The organism is Streptomyces sp. M-16 (assembly GCF_052114405.1).
Lineage (GTDB): Bacteria > Actinomycetota > Actinomycetes > Streptomycetales > Streptomycetaceae > Streptomyces.
In genome coordinates, this window is the sequence record NZ_JBFRER010000022.1 from 62347 (window position 1) to 84281 (window position 21935).

Annotated in this window: 15 protein-coding genes and 1 pseudogene; 9 read left to right on the forward strand and 7 right to left on the reverse strand. The window is 70.3% G+C overall.

Translation table 11 applies throughout. From position 1 onward, the window contains the following. The first annotated feature begins 294 nt into the window (after positions 1–294). From AB4039_RS13085 to AB4039_RS13110, 6 genes are all read left to right on the forward strand, one after another. Positions 295–1509, forward strand: coding sequence for an ROK family transcriptional regulator (locus AB4039_RS13085; RefSeq protein WP_266843244.1), 1215 nt, complete (start codon positions 295–297; stop codon positions 1507–1509). A gap of 118 nt (positions 1510–1627) precedes the next feature. After that, entirely contained in the window at positions 1628–2740 is a 1113-nt protein-coding gene (locus AB4039_RS13090; RefSeq protein WP_266843246.1) for a substrate-binding domain-containing protein, read from the forward strand. A 240-nt stretch (positions 2741–2980) separates the two neighbouring features. Beyond that, on the forward strand, positions 2981–3769 hold the full coding sequence (locus AB4039_RS13095) for an ATP-binding cassette domain-containing protein (protein WP_442270792.1): 789 nt from the start codon (positions 2981–2983) through the stop codon (positions 3767–3769). Continuing rightward, positions 3766–5076 carry a sugar ABC transporter permease gene (locus AB4039_RS13100; RefSeq protein WP_371676159.1) on the forward strand — a complete coding sequence of 437 codons (1311 nt, stop codon included), beginning with the start codon at positions 3766–3768 and terminating at the stop codon, positions 5074–5076. Before AB4039_RS13095 ends, AB4039_RS13100 begins: the two co-directional genes overlap by 4 nt. 254 nt (positions 5077–5330) lie before the next feature. Next, positions 5331–7247, forward strand: coding sequence for a 1-deoxy-D-xylulose-5-phosphate synthase (gene dxs / locus AB4039_RS13105; protein ID WP_356209093.1), 1917 nt, complete (start codon positions 5331–5333; stop codon positions 7245–7247). A 95-nt stretch (positions 7248–7342) separates the two neighbouring features. After that, on the forward strand, positions 7343–8845 hold the full coding sequence (locus AB4039_RS13110; protein ID WP_266843248.1) for an amino acid permease: 1503 nt from the start codon (positions 7343–7345) through the stop codon (positions 8843–8845). On the opposite strand, the gene AB4039_RS13115 is transcribed toward AB4039_RS13110, so the two are convergent. Beyond that, positions 8842–9990, reverse strand: a complete 1149-nt coding sequence (locus AB4039_RS13115) for an LCP family glycopolymer transferase (RefSeq protein WP_266843250.1) — start codon at positions 9988–9990, stop codon at positions 8842–8844. The two genes, AB4039_RS13110 and AB4039_RS13115, sit on opposite strands and share 4 nt — an antisense overlap. A gap of 193 nt (positions 9991–10183) precedes the next feature. Here AB4039_RS13115 and AB4039_RS13120 point away from each other — a divergent pair, with 193 nt between their 5' ends. Further along, complete coding sequence (locus AB4039_RS13120) at positions 10184–11263, forward strand: hypothetical protein (protein ID WP_266843252.1); 1080 nt, start codon at positions 10184–10186, stop codon at positions 11261–11263. A gap of 5 nt (positions 11264–11268) precedes the next feature. On the opposite strand, the gene AB4039_RS13125 is transcribed toward AB4039_RS13120, so the two are convergent. The 4 genes and pseudogenes from AB4039_RS13125 to AB4039_RS13140 form a co-directional block, all read right to left on the reverse strand. Next, positions 11269–12318, reverse strand: coding sequence for a hypothetical protein (locus AB4039_RS13125; protein WP_442270781.1), 1050 nt, complete (start codon positions 12316–12318; stop codon positions 11269–11271). After that, a complete protein-coding gene (locus AB4039_RS13130; protein ID WP_442270782.1) occupies positions 12315–13145 on the reverse strand; it encodes an N-acetylneuraminate synthase family protein in 831 nt (276 codons plus the stop codon). The genes AB4039_RS13125 and AB4039_RS13130 overlap by 4 nt, the downstream gene beginning before the upstream one ends. 48 nt (positions 13146–13193) lie before the next feature. After that, positions 13194–13946 (reverse strand): annotated as a pseudogene (locus AB4039_RS13135) (acylneuraminate cytidylyltransferase family protein); the annotation flags it as partial. Further along, on the reverse strand, positions 13943–15217 hold the full coding sequence (locus AB4039_RS13140; protein ID WP_266843256.1) for a DUF6716 putative glycosyltransferase: 1275 nt from the start codon (positions 15215–15217) through the stop codon (positions 13943–13945). The gene AB4039_RS13140 and the pseudogene AB4039_RS13135, both read right to left, overlap by 4 nt. A gap of 309 nt (positions 15218–15526) precedes the next feature. Here AB4039_RS13140 and AB4039_RS13145 point away from each other — a divergent pair, with 309 nt between their 5' ends. Both AB4039_RS13145 and AB4039_RS13150 read left to right on the forward strand, forming a co-directional pair. Continuing rightward, the gene (locus AB4039_RS13145; RefSeq protein ID WP_266843258.1) at positions 15527–16504 is read left to right on the forward strand and encodes a glycosyltransferase family 2 protein; all 978 of its coding nucleotides are present in this window, start codon (positions 15527–15529) and stop codon (positions 16502–16504) included. Next, positions 16501–18240 (forward strand): polysialyltransferase family glycosyltransferase, encoded by a 1740-nt coding sequence (locus tag AB4039_RS13150; RefSeq protein WP_442270783.1) that lies wholly within the window; start codon positions 16501–16503, stop codon positions 18238–18240. The genes AB4039_RS13145 and AB4039_RS13150 overlap by 4 nt, the downstream gene beginning before the upstream one ends. Positions 18241–18340: 100 nt before the next feature. Here the strand turns inward: AB4039_RS13150 and AB4039_RS13155 are convergent, their stop codons facing one another. Together AB4039_RS13155 and AB4039_RS13160 are read right to left on the reverse strand one after the other, a co-directional pair. Continuing rightward, positions 18341–20479 (reverse strand): 3-hydroxyacyl-CoA dehydrogenase NAD-binding domain-containing protein, encoded by a 2139-nt coding sequence (locus AB4039_RS13155; RefSeq protein WP_442270784.1) that lies wholly within the window; start codon positions 20477–20479, stop codon positions 18341–18343. Continuing rightward, entirely contained in the window at positions 20476–21702 is a 1227-nt protein-coding gene (locus AB4039_RS13160; protein ID WP_033217689.1) for a thiolase family protein, read from the reverse strand. Before AB4039_RS13160 ends, AB4039_RS13155 begins: the two co-directional genes overlap by 4 nt. Between the last annotated feature and the right edge of the window lie 233 nt (positions 21703–21935).

Consider the following 21935-nt stretch of genomic DNA (forward strand, 5'->3'; position numbering starts at 1 on the left):
CTCATCCCGAACACCTCCTCGCGTAGCGCCGTCATCACAGGGCGCCAGGTCCGGCCGGAAAGGCCGCAGAGGACCGGCGCCTCAGCGACCGTAGCACGATCCAGGAGGCCCCTGTTCCTCCTTTTGGTCACTGGTGTCCGATTCGTGCTGCGTCAGCCTCTTGACGTCTGGATACCCAAAGGCTCGACTTAAGGTTCACAAGTTGGAGAGACGCCGGGGTCCGGAGCGCGCAGCCGCGACGACCGGCCGGGGGGCGACGGCTGGCCGTCGCTTAAGGGCAGGAGTGGATGAGTCGTGCAGACTCCCGGATCGCAGTCCTCGCTGCATCGCGCGAACCTCGAACGCGTCGTGCGGGCCGTGCGCCTCGCGGGTTCGCTGACCCAGGCGGAGATCGCCCGCACCACCGGACTGTCGGCGGCCACGGTCTCCAACATCGTCCGTGAGCTCAAAGAGGCCGGGACCGTCGAGGTCACGGACACCTCGGCCGGCGGCCGCCGGGCCCGCAGCGTCTCGCTCAGCGGGGACGCGGGCATCGTGATCGGCGTGGACTTCGGCCACACCCACCTGCGCGTGGCCGTCGGCAACCTCGCGCACCAGGTCCTGGCGGAGGAGTCCGAGCCGCTGGACGTGGACGCCTCCTGGGTGGACGGGTTCGACCGGGCGGAGGCGCTGGTCGGCCGGCTGATCGAGGGCGTGGGCGTGGGCCGGGACAAGGTCATCGGCGTCGGGCTCGGCGTCCCCGGGCCCATCGACGTGGAGTCCGGCACCCTGGGGTCGACCGCGATCCTGCCGGGCTGGGCCGGGATCAACCCGCGCCGGGAACTCTCGCAGCGCCTCGGCGTGCCCGTCTACGTGGACAACGACGCGAACCTCGGGGCGCTCGGCGAACTGGTGTGGGGGAGCGGCCGGGGGGTCAAGGACCTGGCGTACATCAAGGTGGCCAGCGGCGTGGGCGCGGGCCTGGTGATCAACGGGCAGATCTACCGCGGGCCGGGCGGCACCGCCGGGGAGATCGGGCACATCACCCTGGACGAGTCCGGTCCGGTCTGTCGCTGCGGCAACCGCGGCTGCCTGGAGACCTTCGCCGCCGCCCGCTACGTGCTGCCGCTGCTCCAGGGCAGTCACGGCCAGGAGTTGACGATGGAGCGGGTGGTCGAGCTGGCCCGCGAGGGGGACCCGGGCTGCCGCCGGGTCATCAGTGACGTCGGCCGGCACGTGGGCAGCGGGGTGGCCAGCCTCTGCAACCTCCTGAACCCGAGCCGGGTGGTGCTGGGGGGCTCGCTGGCCGAGGCGGGCGAGCTCGTGCTGGCTCCGATCCGCGAATCCGTGGGGAGGTACGCGATCCCCAGCGCGGCCCGGCAGTTGTCGGTGCTGACGGGGTCGCTCGGCGGCCGTGCGGAAGTGCTCGGCGCACTGGCCCTCGTACTCAGCGAGATGGGCGATTCGACGCTTTTGGCAGAGAATGGGATCGGAGTGCGCGCCCCCGCAGTCATGTCTTCAGTTAGATAACGGATGGCACCGTTGTCATCTCGTTAAGGATTCACTCCTTGACGGCAAACTCGCGGCCGGGGTTGACTCACACCCACCTCGGCCGCGGTGTTGCGGCCTCGTCAGGGAGGTTCAACCAATGAACACGCGCATGCGCAGAGCCGCCGTAGCCGTCGCCGCCGGTGCCATGGCCGTTTCGCTGGCCGCCTGTGGCAGTGCCAAGGAGGCGGGCGGGGAGAAGAAGGCCTCGGGCGCCGCCGTCGGTGACGCGATCAAGGTCGGTCTGCTCCTGCCGGAGAACCAGACCGCGCGCTACGAGAAGTTCGACAAGCCGCTGATCGAGAAGAAGGTCAAGGACCTGACCGGCGGCAAGGCCGAGGTCGTCTACGCCAACGCCAAGCAGGACGCGACCACGCAGAACTCGCAGGTCGACACGATGATCACCAACAAGGTGAACGTCCTGATCGTCGACGCGGTCGACGCCAAGGCCATCGCGGGCGCGGTCAAGAAGGCCAAGGACGCCGGCATTCCGGTCGTCGCCTACGACCGCCTGGCCGAGGGCCCGATCGACGCCTACACCTCCTTCGACAACGAAGAGGTCGGCAAGGTCCAGGGCAAGGCGCTCCTGGAGGCCCTGGGCGACAAGGCCAAGGACGGCCAGATCGTCATGATGAACGGCTCCGTCACCGACCCGAACGCCGCGCTGTTCAAGAAGGGCGCGCACTCCGTCCTCGACGGCAAGGTGACCATCGGCAAGGAGTACGACACCAAGGAGTGGAAGCCGGAGAACGCCAACACCAACATGGCGGGCGCGCTCTCCGCGCTCGGCAAGGACAAGGTGATCGGCGTCTACTCCGCCAACGACGGCATGGCCGGCGGCATCATCACCGCCCTCAAGGCCGCCGGGCTCTCCCCCCTGCCCCCGGTCACCGGCCAGGACGCCGAACTCGCCGGTGTGCAGCGCATCGTGGCGGGCGAGCAGTTCATGAGCGTCTACAAGCCGTACGCCCCGGAGGCCTCGGCCGCCGCCGAGATGGCCGTCGCGCTCGCCAAGGGCGAGAAGATCGACGGGATCATCAACAACAACATCGACAGCCCGACCACCAAGGCCGTGCCGTCCGTGCTGATCCCGGTCGTCTCGCTCACCAAGAGCAACATCAAGGACACCGTCGTCAAGGACGGCGTCTACACGGTCGAAGAGATCTGCACCGACAAGTACGCGGCCGCCTGCGCCACCCTCGGCCTGAAGTAGGACCGTCCGCCGGGGCCCCCGAGGGGCCCCGAGGAGGCCCTCCGAGGCCCCCGCGCGCGAACGCCCCCGTGAAGAAACGTCTCCTCTGGCGAGACGCCCCGCGCCTGCCCGGTGCCCCGCACCTTCATCCCGCCACCTGCGGGGCGCCGGGCAGAAACGATTCACCTTCATTCCGTGTCCCCCATCCGCCCCGCTCCTGCTCTTTTGCACGACATCCCCGCCGGTCAGGCGGCGAAGGAGATGGTTCATGTGTCCGCTGCGCCCGTGCTGGCGTTGCGAGGGGTTTCGAAGCGGTTCGGCGCCGTACAGGCCCTGACCGACGTAGAACTCGAAATCCACTCCGGTGAGGTGGTCGCCCTGGTCGGCGACAACGGCGCCGGCAAGTCCACGCTGGTCAAGACGATCGCCGGCGTGCACCCCATCGATGACGGCGTCATCGAGTGGGACGGCCGTCCGGTCTCCATCGGAAAGCCCCACGACGCCCAGAACCTGGGCATCGCGACGGTCTACCAGGACCTCGCGCTGTGCGACAACATCGACGTCGTCGGCAACCTCTTCCTCGGCCGTGAGCTCAAGCGCTTCGGCGTCCTCGRCGAGGTGGAGATGGAGCGCCGCGCCCGCGAGCTCCTGACCACCCTGTCCATCCGGATCCCCAGTGTCCGGATCCCCATCGCCTCGCTCTCGGGCGGCCAGCGCCAGACCGTGGCGATCGCCCGCTCGATGCTCGGCGAGCCCCGGCTCGTCATCCTCGACGAGCCCACCGCCGCCCTCGGCGTCGAGCAGACCGCACAGGTCCTCGACCTGGTGGAGCGGCTGCGCGAGCGCGGCCACGCCGTCATCCTCATCAGCCACAACATGGCCGATGTGAAGGCCGTCGCCGACAAGGTGGCGGTGCTGCGGCTGGGCCGCAACAACGGTGTCTTCAACGTCGCCGACACCTCGCAGGAAGAGATCATCTCCGCCATCACCGGGGCCACGGACAACGCCGTGACCCGCCGGGCGGCCCGTACCGGGGAGGCCCGCAAGTGAGCACCCACCAGCCTGCCGCCGATCCCCTCGACAAGGGGACGCAGCAGCACGTCGACCCGGTCAACCCGGCAGCGGCGGCGGACGCCATCCCCGCCGTGGACCCCCGCCTGCTCGTGCGCGAACAGGGCCTGAGCGGTTACCTCAACGAGTTCGGGCGCAAGCTGAAGGCCGGCGACCTGGGCTCCCTCCCGGTCGTCCTCGGCCTGATCGTCATCTGGAGCATCTTCCAGAGCCTGAACTCGAACTTCCTCTCCCCGGAGAACCTCACCAACATCGCGATCACGATGGTCGCCACCGGCATGATGGCCGTCGGCATCATCTTCGTGCTGCTGCTCGGCGAGATCGACCTCTCCGTCGGATCCGTCAGCGGTGTCTCGGGTGCGATCGTCGCCGTCCTCGCCGTCACCCACGGCGTGAACGAGTGGCTCGCGATCCTCGCCGCCGTCGCCGGCGGCGCCCTCATCGGCGCCATCCACGGCTTCTTCTTCGCCAAGATCGGCGCCCCGGCCTTCGCGGTCACCCTGTCCGGCCTGCTGTTCTGGTCGGGCGCGATGCTGCAGATCCTCGGCAGCAACGGCACCATCAACCTCGACCCCGACGGCGTGGTCGGGCAGCTGACCACGTACTACTTCTCGGACGTGGCGGCCGGTTACGGTCTCGCGGCGCTCGCCGTGGCGGCGTACTTCCTCGCCACCTTCTTCGACAACCGCCGCAGGGAGGCCGCCGGGGTCCCCTCGCGGCCGCTGACCGAGATCCTGCTGCGCACCGGCGTGCTCGCGCTCTTCACCTTCGGGCCCGCCGCCGTGTTCAACCAGTACAAGGGCCTGCCGCTCGCGGTGGTGCTCTTCGTGCTGGCGCTGGTCGGCACGGACTTCCTGCTGCGCCGCACCACCTTCGGCCGCAACGTCTTCGCCCTCGGCGGCAGCGTCGAGGCCTCCCGCCGCGCGGGCATCAACGTGGCCGGGATCCGCATCGCGGTGTTCTCCATCGCCGGCACCTTCGCCGCCGTCGGCGGGCTCTTCTGGGCCTCCAAGATCGCGGCGGCCAACCAGAGCGCCGGCGCCGGTGACCTGCTGATGAACGTCATCGCGGCGGCCGTCATCGGCGGCACCAGCCTCTTCGGCGGCCGGGGCCGGACCTGGAACGCCCTCCTCGGCGTCATGGTCATCACCTCCATCCAGTACGGTCTGGCCCTGGAGGGGATCGCGACGCCCATCCAGTACATGATCACCGGTGCCGTACTGCTGGCCACGGTCGTCATCGACTCGGTGACGCGCAAGACCCAGAAGACCGCGGGACGCGCCTGACCGCGGGCCCTCCGGGGCCTCGCGGGACGGTAAGACCCGTCACAGTGCCCGGTGCCACTTCGTGTGGCACCGGGCACCTGTGCGTAGATCGATGCGCACGAGTGTGCGGATATACGCCCGTTTGGGAGGTGTGATTCCCGGATGAGGTGTACAGGTATGACAAAGGTGTGACCCTCGCGGTACCGCCCGATGACCGCCCTCGCGGGCGGAACATTAGACTCGACAGACCAGCAAGCAACTGCAAGGAGGCACGGGTGCTGCTGACCCGCATCAAGGGACCGCGCGATCTGGACCGGCTCGGCCAGGAGGAGCTCAACCAGCTCGCGGCCGAGATCAGGTCCTTCCTCGTCGACGCCGTCTCCAAGACCGGCGGGCACCTCGGCCCCAACCTCGGCGTGGTCGAACTGACGATCGCCCTGCACCGGGTCTTCGAATCGCCCAAGGACAAGGTCCTCTTCGACACCGGCCACCAGGCCTACGTCCACAAGCTGCTCACGGGCCGCCAGGACTTCTCCGACCTGCGCAGCAAGGGCGGCCTGTCCGGCTACCCCTCCCGCGCCGAGTCCGAGCACGACGTGATCGAGAACTCGCACGCCTCCACGGTGCTGGGCTGGGCCGACGGCTTCGCCAAGGCCAACGAGGTGCTCGGCCGAGAGGACCACCACGTCGCCGCCGTCATCGGCGACGGCGCGCTGACGGGCGGCATGGCCTGGGAGGCGCTGAACAACATCGCCGCCGCCAAGGACCGCCCGCTGGTCATCGTCGTCAACGACAACGAGCGTTCCTACGGCCCCACCATCGGCGGCCTGGCGAACCACCTCGCGACCCTGCGCACCACGGACGGCTACGAGCGCTTCCTGGCCCGCGGCAAGGACCTCCTGGAGCGCACCCCGGTCGTCGGGAAGCCGCTGTACGAGACCCTGCACGGCGCCAAGAAGGGCCTCAAGGACTTCATCGCCCCGCAGGGCATGTTCGAGGACCTCGGCCTGAAGTACATCGGCCCCATCGACGGCCACGACATCGAGGCCCTGGAGTCCGCGCTGACGCGCGCCAAGCGCTTCAGCGGCCCGGTCATCGTGCACTGCCTCACCCAGAAGGGACGGGGCTACACCCCGGCCCTGGAGCACGAGGCGGATCGTTTCCACGCGGTCGGCGTGATCCACCCGGACACCGGCCTGCCGGTGAAGACGGCCGCGGCCAGCTGGACCTCCGTCTTCGCCGACGAGATGGTCAAGCTCGGCCACGAGCGCGAGGACATCGTCGGCATCACCGCCGCCATGCTCCACCCGGTCGGACTCCACAAGTTCGCCGAGGCCTTCCCGAACCGCATCTACGACGTGGGCATCGCCGAACAGCACGGCGCCACGTCCGCGGCCGGTCTGGCCAGCGGCGGCGTCCACCCGGTCTTCGCCGTCTACGCGACCTTCCTCAACCGCGCCTTCGACCAGGTCCTGATGGACGTCGCCCTGCACAAGTGCGGGGTCACCTTCGTCCTGGACCGGGCCGGCGTCACCGGTGACGACGGCGCCTCCCACAACGGCATGTGGGACATGTCCATCCTCCAGGTCGTCCCGGGCCTGCGGCTGGCCGCCCCGCGCGACGCCGAGCAGCTGCGCGCGCAGCTGCGCGAGGCCGTCGAGGTCAAGGACGCCCCCACCGTCGTGCGCTACTCCAAGGGCGTCGTCGGACCGGCCGTCCCGGCCGTCGGCAGGATCGGCGGCATGGACGTGCTGCGCGCCCCCGGCGCCGAGGTCACCCGTCCGGACGTACTGCTCGTCTCGGTCGGCGCCCTCGCCCCGATGTGCCTGGAGATCGCCGACCTGCTCGACAAGCAGGGCATCTCGACGACCGTGGTCGACCCCCGCTGGGTGAAGCCGGTGGACGAGGCCATGGCCCCGCTCGCCGAGCGCCACCGCGTGGTCGTCACCGTCGAGGACAACGGCCGTACCGGCGGCGTCGGCGCCGCCGTCGCGCAGGCCCTGCGCGACGCGGGCGTGGACGTGCCGCTGCGCGACTTCGGCATCCCGCAGCGTTTCCTCGACCACGCGCTGCGCAAGGAGATCATGGCCGAGATCGGCCTGACCGCTCCGGACATCGCCCGCCAGGTCACCGGACTCGTGGCGAAGCTGGACGGGCGCTTCGACAGCGAGCCGGCCGCCACCGTCGACTAGATCGGCGCGGTTGCACGTCACGGGCCGGGAGATCACCCTTGAAGGGGTGGGCCTCCCGGCCCGTTCGTGCGTCGTCACCTTTCGGAGGTGCGTCGGTGAGCAAGGATCTGAACAGCGTCTTCCGCACCAAGACGGTGGAGCAGTCCATCCGCGACACGGAGGAGCCGGAACACGCGCTCCGCAAGTCGCTCTCCGCCTGGGACCTGACGGTCTTCGGTGTGGGCGTCATCATCGGCACCGGCATCTTCGTGCTCACGGGCATCGCAGCCCGCAACAATGCCGGACCCGCCACTGCCCTCGCCTTCGTCGCAGCGGGCATCGTCTGCGCTCTCGCAGCGCTCTGCTACGCCGAGTTCGCCTCCACCGTGCCGGTGGCCGGTTCGGCGTACACCTTCTCCTACGCCTCGATCGGTGAGCTGCCCGCCTGGATCATCGGCTGGGACCTGGTGCTGGAGTTCGCGCTCGGCACCGCCGTCGTGGCGGTCGGCTGGTCCGGATACGTGCGCCACCTCATGCACACCAACCTGGGCTGGGACCTGCCCCAGACACTCGCCGGGCCCGACGCCGGAGGAAGCTTCGACCTGCTGGCCTTCCTGCTGGTCCTGGTGCTGACCGTGATCCTGGTCGTCGGGACGAAGCTCTCGGCGCGGATCACGGCGGTCGTGGTCGCCATCAAGGTCTTCGTGGTCCTGCTGGTCATCGTCGCGGGCCTGTTCTTCATCAAGGCCGACAACTACTCGCCGTTCATCCCTCCGGCCCAGCCGCAGGAGGCGGGCAACGACCTGCACGCGCCACTGGTCCAGCTGCTCTTCGGCTACGCGCCCACCAACTTCGGCGTCATGGGCATCTTCACCGCGGCCTCCCTCATCTTCTTCGCCTTCATCGGCTTCGACGTCGTGGCCACCGCCGCTGAAGAGACCAAGAACCCCCAGCGGGACATGCCCCGCGGCATCCTCGGCTCGCTGCTGGTGTGCACCGTGCTCTACGTCGCGGTGACGCTGGTGGTCACCGGTATGCAGAAGTACTCGGAGATGTCACCGACGGCGCCACTGGCCGAAGCCTTCAAGTCGGTGGACCAGCCCTTCTTCTCCGGTGCCATCAGCCTCGGGGCGGCGGTCGGTCTGATCACCGTGTGCATGATCCTGCTGCTCGGCCAGACCCGCGTGTTCTTCGCGATGAGCCGTGACGGACTGCTGCCGCGCGTCTTCTCCGTCACCCACCCCAAGTACCGCACCCCCTACCGGGCGACCATCCTGCTCGGCGGGATCATCGCCGTCATCGCGGGCTTCACCAGCCTGGAGAAGCTCGCGGAACTGGTCAACATCGGCACCCTGTTCGCCTTCGTGCTCGTCGCCCTCGGCGTGATCATCCTGCGCAAGACCCGCCCCGACCTGCACCGGTCCTTCCGCACCCCCTGGGTGCCGGTGATCCCGATCCTGTCGATCGCGGCTTCGCTCTGGCTGATGCTCAACCTGCCTGCCGAGACCTGGATCCGGTTCGTGGTCTGGATGGCCATCGGCATCGTCGTCTACTTCCTCTACGGCCGTGGCCACAGCCGGCTCGGCCGGGGTGAGGACGTACGCGTCGAGCACCGCTAGCCCGCGGACGGCGAGGGCGAGGCCTTCGGCTCCTTCGGGGCCTTGCCCGAGCCGCCCTTGGCGGGGGAGTCCTTCGCTGCGGCGGGGATCTTCTGGTCGGTCCGCAGGGCCTCCCACAACAGGGAGGCCTGCTCCTGTGCGATGACGACCCGGTTCCGGTCCACCTTGTCGTAGTCCACCGGCAGCATGATGGTCTCCATGGTGGACGGGTCCACGCCCTTCATGCTCCGCGCGAAGTCGGACAGCGCGGTGAGCGAGGCCAGATCGGAGTCGGTGGTCAGCGACTTGGTGCCGGCGTCGGCGAGCTTGTAGAGCCGGGCCGGGTTGCCGAGGGCGTCCTGCTTCTTGATCTCGGACAGCATCGCGAGCATGAACTGCTGCTGGAGCCCTATGCGCCCGAGGTCGCTGCCGTCGCCGTACCCGTAGCGGGTACGGACGAACTTCAGCGAGTCCGTGCCRTTGAGGCGGTGCGTGCCCGCGTCCAGCTTCAGGCCGCCCTTCGCGCCGCTCATCGGCTGGTCGAGGGTGACGGTGACGCCGCCGAGCGCGTCCACCAGGCCCTTGAACCCGGCGAAGTCCACCTCGACGAAGTGGTCCACGCGGATCCCGGACAGCTGCTCCACCGTCTTGACCACGCAGGCCGGACCGGCCACCGAGTAGACGGAGTTGAACATGACGCGGTTCGCCGCCGGAACGTTTCTTCCGTCCTTGTCCTTGCACTCGGGCCGGGAGATGAGGGTGTCGCGCGGGATGCTCACCGCGGTGGCCCTGGCACGGCCCTCGGGTATGTGCACCAGCATCGCGGTGTCCGAACGCGCCCCGCTGACGTCGCCGTGGTCGAGCTCCCCGTTGGCCCCGGCACGCGAATCGGAGCCGAGGACAAGGATGTTCTGCGCGTTCTCGACGACCTTGGCCGGCCGGTTGTCGGTGCCGATCGCCTTGTCCAGGTCGACGCTTTCGATGTTCCCGTTGAGGTGGCTGTAGAGCCACCATCCCGATCCCGCCCCGCCGAGGACCAGGACGGCCGCCGTCCAGGCCAGCCCGCGCCGGATCCGGCGGGCGCGCGAACGGGCCGGGCGCGGGGCGGGCCCGCCGGACGCGTCGCCCTCGGTCGGGGTCGTCGTGGCGGTGGTGTCTGAGGTCATGCCCGGGACCGGCCTTCCGAACGGGGTGCGGGGAATCTCGCGGGCAACAACATAAACGCAGGATCGCGCCAGAAGACCCCCGGGGTATCCTGATTCCGTTCGAATGGTGAAGGGGAAGGGTTGCTGGCGGTCCATGGCGACGCGATCCAGGCGCAATTCGCCCACATCCACCCGCCGCCCCGCCGGACCACCCGTGCCGGCTCCCGCGCGTGACTGGAACACCGTCGCACTGGGCCCCGTACGGGGCCGCTGGCTCCTCGCCGGCAAGGACGGACGCCTCACCGCCTACGCGCGCACCGAGAACGGGCTGCTGCGCTGGACCGAGCGCGCCCCCGGAGGGCCCGGCTGGAGCGGCCCCGAGCTCTTCCCCGCCGAGGAGCTGACCGACCTCGCCGTGGGCCAAGGCCCCGACGGCTACGCGCACTTCGTGGGCCGGCGCAGGCGCCGCGCCGGGGAGGGCGACCCGGGCGACACCGTCACCTACCACCACGCGGTCCAGTACCAGAGCGGCCGTCCGATGGGCCCCTGGGAATCGCTGGGCACCCTCTACCGCAAGCCGGACATGTCCCACCGCGGCGGCCCGCCGGTCCTCGCCGTGGACGCCCAGGGCGCACCGCACGTGTTCGTGCGCAACGCCGGGCGCGGGGTCCACGTACGGCGCCAGGACAAGAAGGGCGGCTGGGGCGCCTGGGACGACCTGCGCGGCAGCAAGACCTTCGAGGGGGCCTGCGCCGCCTCGACCGCCGAGGGCCTCGTCCGGTTCGCCGCCCCGGGCGAGAAGGGCATCTCGCTGTGGGCCCAGAGCGCGCCCGGCGGCCCCCTGGTCAAGGGGGAGGACGTCCCCTGCCTGGCCCAGGACGGCTCGCTCTGCGTCCTGGAGACCTCCCCGGGCCGGGTCACCCACTTCTGGCACGCGGCCGACGGCAGCGGGGTGTTCGGCTACCGCGAGGGCGCAGGGGTGCTGGCCCTCGGCGGCGGACCGGCCTACGGGTCCGTCGCCGCCGCCCGCGCGGTGGTCGACGGCTACGACTGCACGGTGCTGGCCCACCGCACCGTCGGCGGCCGCACCGCCCTCGCCGCGTACCCCACGGAGTACGAGGCCGCCGGACTGTGGTGGACCGAGATCGGCGAGGAGTGCCTGGAGTCCCCGGCCCTCGCCCTCGACGCGTACGGCCTGGTCGTCATCGCCTCGATCAGCGCCCGCGGCGAACTGCTGGTCAACCGGCAGAAGGACGGCTCGTCGCTCTCCCTGGGCCGCTGGCAGCGGTTCTGACGCCGCTACGAGGGCGTCCTCGCCCGGTCGCGCGGCTGCGGCGGGATCCGGGCCAGGCCGTGCCGGTCCACCGCCAGGGCGGAGATCCGCCGCAGGAAGTCCACCGAGCGCTCCGCCGTGTCCGGGGTGATCCAGGCGTCGTCCATCTCGCAGAGCTCCACCCGCACCGGCGAACTCCCCAGCACGATCGGGAGGGTGTACGCGACGGTGGACGCGAAGGTCAGCACGGACTGCCCGATGGGCTCGGTCAGCGCGGTCAGTTCCAGCGGCAGTTCGGGGTGGACGATCTCCAGGCCCGTGGCCGCGGCGATCCGCTCCAGCTTCTGCGGGCTCTCCCGGCGGTGCGCCAGATAGCGGCCGGCCGCACGGGAGCGGGCGATCCAGCCGACGGCGTCGATGTACAGGTCCTGGTCGACGACCCCGGTCTCCACGAGGGAGCTGCCCGCCAGGTCGGCCCCGGCGCGCACCCGGACGGGGCCGAAGGTCTCCCGGCTCCAGGCGTAGTCGTTCGGGCACACCTCGGTGCCCGGGGGAGCGGACACGGGCATGCAGGTGAAGAAGACGGCGCGCTCCAGCCCGTCGCGGGCCAGCCAGCGGTTGACGGGGCCGCCCTTGGCGGCGGAGGGCTTGATGTCGCCCTGGTGCCACCGGGTCAGCTGCTGCCCGTACGTCAGCAGGCTGACCAGTTCGGTGGTGGCGGTGCCGTCGTCGACGACGACGACCTCGCGGGCCTTGGAGCGGGGCAGCAGGAGCTGGATGGTGCGGGAGAACAGGTCCCCGATGACCAGCCGGTCGGCTGCCGCCACCGCCCGGCCCAGGCGCATCAGTTCGCCCGCCCGTCCCAGGTAGCCCGCGCGGACCTCGTAGCGCCGCCACACGACCTTGGCCTGGGAGGCGAACCGGCACAGCCGGCGGACCTGCGCGCGCGAGCGCGGGTCCGTCGGCTGGAGGACGGCGACGGTGAGGGACGCTGCCTCGCCCGGGTGGACGTGGGCCCACTCCAGGACGTTCAGTAGTTGAGCCGGGCTCTCCACCAGGGCGAGGGTGTCGCTCATGCCGAGGTCGTCACGCCCTCGGCGGGGAGGGGGCTCTGGACGCGGCGGAGCTTCTTCATGGGGCCGAGCTCGGACGCGTAGACCTTCTTGACGCCGTCGCCGAGGGCGGTCTCGATGGTGCGGATGTCGCGCACGAGGCGGGCGAGGCCGCCGGGTTCGACGGAGGCGGCCTGGTCGGAGCCCCCGGAGTAGCCGACGGGCACGTTCGGGTAGGCCGCCTCCAGGCTGTTGATGACCCGCAGGTTCAGCTCCTCGGCCTTGGCCGGGTAGGTGGAGGTGGCGTGCAGCAGGACGATGTTCTCGCTGCCGAGCACCTCGACCGCGTGCCGGATCTGCTGCGGGGTGGACATGCCGGTGGACAGGATGACCGTCTTGCCGGTGGCGCGCAGGGCGAGCAGCAGCTCGTCGTCCGTCAGCGAGGCGGAGGCCACCTTGTGGGCGGGGACGTCGAACTTCTCAAGGAAGGTGACGGCCTCGGTGTCCCAGGGGGAGGCGAACCAGGCGATGCCGCGGGCGCGGCAGTGCTCGTCCACGGCGCGGTACTCGTCCTCGCCGAACTCGACGCGGTGGCGGTAGTCGATGTACGTCATCCGGCCCCAGGGGGTGTCGCGCTCGATGTCCCACTGGTCGCGCGGGGTGCATATCTCGGGCGTGCGCTTCTGGAACTTCACCGCGTCACAGCCCGCGTCGGCGGCCGCGTCGATGAGCGCCAGGGCGTTGGCGAGCTCACCGTTGTGGTTGATCCCGATCTCGCCGATCACATAGGTGGGCCGGCCCGTGCCGACCTCCTTGTTCCCGATCCGGCGGATCCGGTTGCTGTGCACCACTGTTCAGAGTTCCTTTCCGAGGTACTGCGAGGGGTCCGGCGACGACGGGGCCGCCGGGGTCTGCTGCGGGTCGAGGAGGGGCGCGAGGGCGCGGGCCCGGTCGAGGTCGCCGGGCTCGTCGATCTCCACGGCCCGTTCCGGGGCGGTGGGGACGAGCTGGGTCCGGCCGAAGAAGCGGTGGCCGTGGCGGCGGAAGCCGTCGGCGCGCATCGCGTAGACGGCCCCCGACTCCAGGTACTCGGGCGCACGGTCCTGGCGGCGCTGGCGGACGGCGCTGTCGTGGTTGACGCCGTGCGCGCGGTGGCCGGGTCCGGCGCCGGGCCCGGCGCTCCAGAGGAAGCCGTGGAAGGGGACGGCGGTGAACGCGGAGTCGGCGCCCTCGCGCACCACCGCGAGGACCGTCTCGTCCACCTCCTCCGCGGTGACGAAGGGGCTGGTGCACTGGACGAAGACCAGGACGTCCACGGGCTCCCCGTGCCGTTCCTCCAGCCGGTCCAGCGCGTGCAGCAGCGCCGATTCGCTGGAGGCCTCGTCGGAGCCCAGCTCGGCGGGCCGCTCGACCACCTCCGCGCCGGCGGCGCGGGCCGCGGCGGCGATCGCCGCGTCGTCGGTGGACACCGCGACCCGGGTCACGTGGAGCGCGCCGAGGCAGGCGCGTACGGCGCGGGCGACGAGGGGGACCCCGCCGACCTCGGCGACGTTCTTCCCGGGAATGCCCTTGGAGCCGCCCCGGGCGGGTATGACGGCGGTGACGTTCACAGGGTTCTCTCCGGGGGCCGGTTCGGTGTGCGGGGCGGTCACACGCCGCCCCACTGCTGGATCTTCGGTGCCACGCGCTGGACGCCGAACTGGTAGGCGACCTTCAGGACGCGGCGCGAGGTGCGCCGCATCGGCCCGCTGGAGCGCGCCGTGGCGCCCGCTCCGGGGGAGCCGTCGAGGTTCAGGCCCCGGCGGCGCAGCAGCGCGCCGACGTACTCGGGGGCGCTCTCGGCCGTGTAGTAGGGGGATATCGGGGGCAGCGGACGGCTGCGCAATTCCCCGATCCGCGTCCGCAGTTCCCCGAACGGGTCCACGGCGCGGATTCCCTGGTCGGTGGTCCAGGACTCGTGCGCGAGCGGGGCGGCGCCCTCGTCTATCGCGGACCAGTCGGTGACGCAGCCGGAACCGACGAAATAGTGGTTCCCGTGTATTTCCCGCACCCCCAGATCGCTCAGGATCGCGGTGGGCATTCCGCGGTGCATCGATTCCAGGGCGGCCGTGGAACTGACCGTCACCAACAGGTCGGTACGGTCGAGGGTTTCCGACATGTTGCCGTAGACGAAATGCAGGTTGCGGGGCAGCGGTTCTTCCAGCTGGTCCGCGAGGACCTGGTAGTGGTGCGCTTCGACGTGGGTGGTGGCCTCGCCGGGCTTGCTGCGGAGTTTCACGAGCACGTCGCGTCCGGGGCGCAACCGCGCGTGGGATATCGCCCGGCGCAGCATGTAGAGGCGGCCATTGCGGTCGGCGGGTACCGAGGGCTGCACGGCGAAGCACACCGTATAAGGGTGCCGGGCGTGTGTACGGTTCGGGTCGTAGGGTCTTTGGTCGAGGAAGGGGAGGGCGGTCTGGACGATGCAGGAGCCCGGAATTCCGAGGGGTTCGTAGACCTCGCCGAACCGGCGCCGGTCGAAAGGGCTGTTGGCGAGGACGATATCCGCGCCGGCGCGCAGCAGCAGGCCGTCGGCCATTTTCTCGTAGACGACGCCGACGTATCCGGTCATGAGGACCGGCCGGCGGGGGGCGCCGCGGAACCGGGCGGCCAGTGCGTGCAGGGCGGCGTGGGTGGAGCCGCCGACCGTGCCCAGGATGACCAGGTCCGCCGCGTCCAGTTCGGGGGCCGCCGCGAACTCGGGGAGCGTGGACTCGGTGATGGAGGCGGGGGTGATGCCGACCTCGGCCAGCTGCCGTGCCGTCGGAGTGCTCCTGCCGCGCAGCATGTGTGCGTGCACCTCACTGCCGGGAGCCAGGCCCACCGCCAGCCCCGCACCCCATTTCCAGCGGGTGTCGGAGTCTGCGAGCACGTGGATGCGCACTGGTGATTCCCGGGTCGGTGGGTGGTGTCCAACTGCCGTCGACGCGACCGCGGCTGGGCGCTTGCCGACGGGTTTGCCGCGCGGCCCGTTAGACCTTACATGCTGATCCGATCCTTACGTGTCACGAAAAGGCCTCGACGGGCAGGGGAGTTGTACGTCACACCGGGGTGATTGTACGGGGGCTTCGAGTGGTTCTGTCATGATGGCGGCGCGTTACTTGATCGTAGGCTGGAGGGGGCGTGCGGCCGACCGGTCCCGGTCGCCTCCCGGGGGTGTGTGGAAGAAATGGGAATGAGGTGAGTACTTTCGATGGTGACCCTTTCGGTAATCGTTGCCATGTGTGACGTGCGGGACTACTGTCGGACGGCACTCAAGTCCTTGGCGCTGAATGCCAGGGAGGATTTCGAGTTCATCGTCGTGGACGACGGGTCCGTTGACGGGACATCAGAGATCCTCCGGGAAATGGTGCCGCGGATCCCGGGCGCCGTACTGATCCGCAATCAGTACAACCTGGGAATCTCGGCCACCCGGAACATCGGCCTCTCGGCGGCGCGCGGGCGTTTCTTCACCTTCCTCGACGGGGACGACTGGTACGCCCCCGGATATCTTGCGCAACTCGTCGGCTGGATGGGTGATTCGGGGGTCGACTTCCTGCGCACCGGCCATGTCCGGGTCTATGGAAGAAAGCGCAAGATAGTCATGGCCCCGCTCGCCCCGAGGGCCCTTCCGTTGAATCCCACGGATTACATCGGCCCCGTGGACGCCTCGACCTTCATGGACTACCCGCAGTCCTGGGCCGGCATCTACGACCGCGAGCGCCTCCTGGAGGCCGACGCGCTGTTCTTCGACGAGACCCTGCGCACCGCCGAGGACCGCCCGTGGTTCTACAAGCTGCACCTGCGGACCCGCTCCTTCGGAGTCGTCGACCTCCACGGCATCTTCTACCGCCGTGATGTGTCCACTTCACTCACCAAGGTGCCGGACGAACGGCAGCTCGACTTCCTTCCCGCCTTCCGGCTGATTTTCGACGAGCTGGAGCGGCATCCACGCGGATATGAACTGTCGTTCAAGGCGATGCGAACTCTCTGCGCGCTCATCGTGATTCACATGGACCGCGCCGAGTCGTACGAGGAACTCATCCGGGGCCTGCTGCTGGAACGCAGCGCGCAGATCCTCCGGGACCTCCCCCAGGACGTCCTGGAGGGGACGCTGTCAGGAATGGACTCCGCACGCGTGAACAAGCTCAGGGCACTGATCTCCCGGCACCAGGGCGCCGCCGCCCGATGACCCGGATATTCGCCGCCTCCACCCTCTACGGCGCCATGACGGTGGCCGCCGCCATCGAAGCGGGCCAGCTCGGCCAGGACGACCGCGAGCGCATCCTGCTCGTGTGCAACAACGTCGACATCCCCGAGGTCGCCACCCCGCTGCACCGGATGCCCGGCGCCGCCGCCGTGCTCGCGCGCTTCCACCGGGTCGTCTACTGGAACGACCTCATCTACCCCTTCCACCCCGCGCTGTGGTCCCCGCGGGACGAGGACGCCCCGCTGTGGCGCACGGTCATGGCGGAGAAGATCGGCATCCGGCCGGGCCCCCTGGAACTCGTCGTCGAGTCCATCCAGGTCAAACCCGCCCAGACCCTCTGCAAGATCTTCTCGGACGCCACCCTCGCCGTCTACGCCGACGGGGTCATGAGCTACGGCCCGACCCGCAACGACCTGCCCCGCTCCCTCCACGGCCGGATCGCACAGGTCCTCTACCTGGACCTCGTGCCCACCCTGCTCCCCATGCTCCTCACCGAGTACGGGATCCCCTCGCAGCCCGTGCACACCGGCGCCGTCCTCAAGCTGATCGCCGAGGTCACCCGCGAGTGCGCGCCGATCCTCGACCGCGTGATCCCGCCCCCGCTGGCGCGGCTCGGCCCGGAGACCGCCCTCCTGCTCGGCCAGTACCTCTCCCCGCTCGGCATCCTCACCGAGGAGGAAGAGGAGGAACTGCACCTGCGCATGTTCCACAACGCCCTCGCCCTCGGCCACGGCGCCATCGTCTTCAAACCGCACCCCAGCGCCCCCTCCAGCCTCGCCGACACCCTCGGCGAGGCGGCCCGCGAGGCGGGCGTGCCCTTCCTCGTCCTGGACGTCCCGGTACTGGCCGAGACGGTCTTCGAGTACCTGCGCCCCCGTCAGGTCATCGGCTGCTTCTCCACCGGCCTGTTCACCGCACGCGCCCTGTACGGGATCCCCGTCGCCCAGATCGGCGCCCTGGAGGTGATCCGGCGGATGCGCCCCTACGCCAACAGCAACCGCATCCCCGCCACCCTCACCCACGCCCTGCTCCCCGACCTGGAGGCACCCACCGGCGCCGCGGCCGACCGGGTGCTGGACGTGGAGTACATCCGCGCCGAGGTCACCCCGTACGTCCAGGCCGTCGGCTACTGCATGCAGCCCAAGCGGTACGCCTTCCTGCGTCCGGTCGCCGAGGAGTACGTCGCCGCCGCCGTCGACCAGTGGGAGGGCCGCCCCGAGCTCTCCATGCACTTCAACGAGCGCACCCGGACCCGGCTGGAACTGCCCGGCCCGCGCACCTGGAAGTGGCGCCGGGGCAAGGGCTGGACGCTGCGCGCCACCGGCGAGCGCACCGAACCGGACGACGTGCCCTTCACCGACATCACGCTCAGCGGGTTCGCCTCCCTCGTGGAGGCCAAGGACGACCGGGGCGTCCTGGAGGTCGGCGCGCGGCTGCTCGCCGAACACGAGAACCTCGACCTGCTCATCGGCATGGCCCAGGCCCACATCCGCCGCAAGGAGACCGACCAGGCCAAGCGCCGGATCGAGCGGGCCTTCGAGATCTCCGCGGACAGCGGGCGCGCGCTGGTCTGGCTGAGGATCGCGGAGACCGCCGCGAAGCTCGGCAAGCCCGGCGACGACCTGCGCCGCCGGGCGGGACAGCGCGCGCTGAGCATCAACCCCGCCTCGCCCGCGGCCCAGCGGCTGGTCAAGAGCGGCCGCCTCGGCCGCCGCTGACGGCCCCGGGGCCGCTCCCGGGACACCGGGAACGGCCCCGGACACGCGAACGGCCCGTCCGCACCGGGTGCGGACGGGCCGTTGCGCGTAGCGCCGTGGGTTACGCCGGGACGCTGGCGACACCCGGGGCGAGGAACTTCTTGCCGTTCACCCGCTCCGAGACGCCTTCACGGTCCAGGTACGGCGTGATGCCGCCCAGGTGGAAGGGCCAGCCGGCGCCCGTGATGAGGCAGAGGTCGATGTCCTGGGCCTCGGCCACGACACCTTCCTCCAGCATCAGGCCGATCTCCTGCGCCACCGCGTCCAGGACGCGGTCGCGGACCTGCTCCTCGGTCAGGACGGAGTCGCCCTGGACCAGGAGCGCGGCGACCTCGGGGTCGAGCTCCGGCTTGAAGCCGTTCTCCGCGTTGTAGACGTAGAAGCCGCGCTTGCCGGCCTTGACCACGGCCGCCAGGTTCGGGGAGACGGTGAAGCGCTCCGGGAAGGCGCGGTTCAGGGTCTCGGAGACGTGCAGACCGATCGCCGGGCCCACGAGCTCCAGCAGCACCAGCGGGGACATCGGCAGGCCGAGCGGCTCGATGGCCTTCTCCGCCGTGACCACCGGGGTGCCCTCGTCGATGACGTTCTGGATCTCGCCCATGAAGCGGGTCAGGATGCGGTTCACGACGAACGCCGGGGCGTCCTTGGTGAGCACCGCGGTCTTCTTCAGCTTCTTGGCGACACCGAAGGCCGTGGCCAGGGAGGCGTCGTCGGTCTGCTCACCGCGGACGATCTCCAGCAGCGGGAGGATCGCGACCGGGTTGAAGAAGTGGAAGCCGACCACGCGCTCCGGGTGCTGGAGCTTCGAGGCCATCTCCGACACCGACAGCGAGGAGGTGTTGGTGGCGAGGATCGCGTGCGCCGGGGCGACCGCCTCGACCTCCGCGAACACCTTCTGCTTGACGGACATCTCCTCGAACACGGCCTCGATGATGAAGTCCGCGTCCGCGAAGCCCTCGGCCTTGTCGAGCACACCGGTCACCAGGGCGGTCAGGCGGTTCGCCTTGTCCTGGTTGATGCGGCCCTTGCCGAGCAGCTTCTGGATCTCGGCGTGGACGTAGCCCACGCCCTTGTCCACGCGCTCCTGGTCGATGTCGGTGAGGACCACCGGCACCTCCAGGCGGCGCAGGAAGAGCAGCGCCAGCTGCGAGGCCATCAGGCCCGCGCCGACGACGCCGACCTTGGTGACCGGGCGGGCCRGGGACTTGTCCGGGGCACCGGCCGGGCGCTTGGCGCGCTTCTGGACCAGGTTGAAGGCGTAGATGCCCGAGCGCAGCTCGCCGCCCATGATGAGGTCGGCCAGGGCCGTGTCCTCGGCGTCGAAGCCGGCCTGGAGGTCGCCGGACTTGGCCGCGGCGATGATGTCCAGCGCGCGGTAGGCGGCCGGAGCGGCGCCGTGCACCTTGGAGTCCGCGATGGCGCGGCCCTTGGCGACGGCCGCGTCCCAGCCCTCGCCGCGGTCGATCTCGGCGCGTACGACCTCGGTCTCGCCCTTGAGGACCTTCGAGGTCCAGATCAGGGACTGCTCCAGGAAGTCCGCGCCCTCGAAGAGCGCGTCGGCGATGCCGAGCTCGAAGACCTGCTTGCCCCCCAGCTGGCGGTTCTGGTTGAGCGAGTTCTCGATGATGACCGAGACCGCGCGCTCCGCGCCGATCAGGTTCGGGAGGAGGGCGCAGCCGCCCCAGCCCGGGACCAGGCCGAGGAAGACCTCGGGCAGCGAGAAGGCCGGGATGGCCTTGGAGACGGTGCGGTAGGTGCAGTGCAGACCGACCTCGACACCGCCGCCCATCGCCGCGCCGTTGTAGTAAGCGAAGGTGGGGACGGCCAGCGCCGCGAGGCGCTTGAAGACGTCGTGGCCGCCCTTGCCGATGGCGAGCGCCTCGTCGTGCTTCTTCAGCAGCTCGACGCCCTTGAGGTCGGCGCCGACSGCGAAGATGAACGGCTTGCCGGTGATGCCCGCGCCGACGATGGAGCCCGCGAGGGCCTCCTGCTCGACCTGGTCGATCGCCGCGTTCAGGTTGGCGAGGGACTGCGGGCCGAAGGTGGTCGGCTTGGTGTGGTCGAAGCCGTTGTCCAGCGTGACGAGCGCGAAGCGCCCGGCGCCGAACGGCAGGTCCAGGTGGCGCACGTGCGCCTGGGTGACGACCTCGTCCGGGAACAGCTCGGCCGCGCCCTTCAGGAGCTCAGCGGTGGTGCTCACTTGGAGTCTCCCTCGGCGTTGAAGTTCGGGTTCTCCCAGATGACCGTGGCGCCCATGCCGAAGCCGACGCACATGGTGGTCAGGCCGTAGCGGACGTGCGGCTGCTCCTCGAACTGGCGGGCCAGCTGCGTCATCAGACGGACGCCGGAGGAGGCCAGCGGGTGGCCGAAGGCGATGGCACCGCCGTACTGGTTCACGCGGGCGTCGTCGTCGGCGATGCCGTAGTGCTCCAGGAAGGCGAGGACCTGGACGGCGAACGCCTCGTTGACCTCGAACAGGCCTATGTCGTCGATCGTCAGACCGGCCTGCGCCAGGGCCTTCTCGGTGGCCGGGATCGGGCCGTAGCCCATGACCTCCGGCTCGACACCCGCGAAGGAGTACGAGACCAGGCGCATCTTGACCGGGAGGTTGTTCTCCCGGGCGAAGTCCTCGGACGCGATGATCGCGGCGGTGGCACCGTCGTTGAGACCGGCGGCGTTGCCCGCGGTGACCCGGCCGTGCGTACGGAACGGGGTCTTCAGGCCGGCCAGGTTCTCCAGCGTGGTGCCCGGGCGCATCGGCTCGTCGGTGGTGACCAGGCCCCAGCCCGTCTCACCGGCCGCCTCGTTGGTGTTGCGCACCGAGATCGGGACCAGGTCCTGCTGGATCTTGCCGTCGGCGTACGCCTTGGCGGCCTTCTCCTGCGAGCGCACGGCGTACTCGTCGGCGCGGAGCTTGGTGATCGTCGGGTACCGGTCGTGCAGGTTCTCGGCGGTCATGCCCATGAACAGGGCGGACTCGTCGACCAGCTTCTCGGAGACGAAGCGCGGGTTCGGGTCGACGCCCTCGCCCATGGGGTGGCGGCCCATGTGCTCGACACCGCCGGCGAGGGCGACGTCGTAGGCACCGAAGGCCACACCGCCCGCGACGGCGGTCACGGCGGTCAGCGCGCCGGCGCACATGCGGTCGATGGAGTAGCCCGGGACCGACTGCGGGAGACCCGCGAGGATGCCGGCCGTGCGGCCCAGCGTCAGGCCCTGGTCGCCGATCTGCGTGGTCGCGGCGATGGCGACCTCGTCGATCTTCTTGGGGTCCAGGTCCGGGTTGCGGCGCAGCAGCTCCCGGATCGCCTTCACGACGAGGTCGTCGGCGCGGGTCTCGTGGTAGATGCCCTTCGGGCCCGCCTTGCCGAACGGGGTGCGGACGCCGTCGACGAAGACGACGTCCCTGACGGTACGAGGCACGTTGGCTCTCCTCCAGGTGCGGGTGTGCACTGCTGCGCGGGGGCGGCCCGGCCGGTGTGGCTGAGCGCCCGCTCACCCGGCCCATGCTACTTGCGGGTAACCCATGTGCACACCCCCTCCCCGAACAGCGGCGAAGGTCACACCGGCCCGTACCCCGCGAGCCCCCTCGCGCCCCCGCCGCGCGCCCGGCCGATCGGAGCGCCCCGGGCTACCCGAACGGGTCGGACATCCGG